At 36.3% G+C, this 1,650-nt stretch carries 1 protein-coding gene; it reads right to left on the bottom strand.

Annotation, left to right across the window (positions count from 1 at the left end; genetic code table 11):
• Positions 1–1,650: Ig-like domain-containing protein (locus GQS58_RS16775; RefSeq protein ID WP_166388041.1), on the bottom strand; the 1,650-nt coding region annotated here is incomplete at both ends.

Here is a 1,650-nt window from a genome sequence, read left to right on the forward strand (position 1 = left end):
CTGGTACAAAATTATAAGAACCATCTGAGTTTATGGTAACCGTACCAATACCTGCAATAGTATTTACTACAGGAGCAAGAGTTCCCACCGTAATTCCTGTTCCGTTAACAGAAGCAGTAGTAACATTTTGAGTATTCCCTTCGGGATCAAAATCGTTTGTTAAAACATTTCCTTCCATATTTATTCCTTGCTTAGCAGCATTGGCATCATCATTTGCAAACGTATTGTTTCCAAAATTGTCAATTACATTTAAGTTTAAAATAGCAGTATCTGTACCACCATTTCCATCAGAAATGGTGTAGGTAATATCATCTATAGTTCCTGTAAATCCTGTAGCAGGTTTAAATTCATAAGTTCCATCTGCATTTACTTTAACCGTACCTGCATTTGTAATAGCAACACCATTTTTATCTTTACCAGAAACAGTTGTAGCAGTTCCACCTAAAGTAAAAGGAATATCAGTACCTGCTCCGTCTTTTATAGAAGCATTAGTGATAACGATATTATCTCCATCTGTGTCACTATCATTAGAGAGTAAAGTTGACGTTATATCTGTATTTAATTCTGTAGTATTTACATCATTTTGTGCCGTTGGCGGATTGTTACCCGCTGGCTGAATGTTAGGAATAACTTCTAAAGATAAAGTAGCCGTATCTGTTTCATTATTTGCTCCTTCACCAGTGTATGTTATTGGATTAATAGTTCCTGTAAAACCTGTAGTTGGTGTAAAGGTGTACGTACCATCTTCTTTAATAGTAATTGAACCAGCATTTGGTATAGCAATTCCATTTTTATCTACACCAGCAACATTATTAATAGTTACTCCAGTGTTTCCTGCAGGAACAGCTGTTGGAGTCCCATTTATTGTAACAGAAGTTACTGTTGCTACGTTTTCATCATTGGTTAATAATGCACCATCAACAGGTTTGTCTTTTGGTGTTTGATTGATGTCATTTTCTGTATTTACTGCGGTATTACATGCAGAACTTTGAATGTCTTTGTCTTGAGATGTACCAATAGTTTGTGTTGTGCTGTTTGGAACCCCATAAGTAGCACTTGTACTTACCATGTCTACTGCGGCTGTTAGCATTTTAGTTGTAGCATCTATATCTGAAAGGGTATAAGTTCCGCTTCCTTCTAAAGCATCTGGACAACCATCGTTGTCTGAGTCTGTATCAAATTTATTTGGTATACCATCATTATCTGTGTCTAAACATTTTGAAGCTTTTATACCTAACCATAACACTGGGCCTATTCCATCTCCAATACTATCAAATGTTAAACTTGTTACATTTTTGCCTATTAAAGAAGGAAAAGAAATTGTACCGCTGGCTTGGGTGGTATTCGCCGTTAGATCTGTTATATATGTTTTTCCATCTATAACTGTTTGCCCTACTAGTTCGGAATTTCCCACGGGATTTACCGATATAGATACCGCAAGATTAGACATAACTGTCCCGTTTGCTAAAGTAGCTGAGAAATTCCCAAAAAGAGCTTGTCCTGCAAAATCTATTCCAGCTGTTGCAGTATCAAGATCACCAGAAGAAGTTGTCCCAACACTGTCTGGTAATAAATTTATATCAGAAACTTCTTCTCCAAAAGTTATAGTATAAGTACCGTTACCAGTAGTAGTTTCATTAAACCCGAACC

The organism is Polaribacter sp. 11A2H, assembly GCF_011379025.1.
Lineage (GTDB): Bacteria > Bacteroidota > Bacteroidia > Flavobacteriales > Flavobacteriaceae > Polaribacter.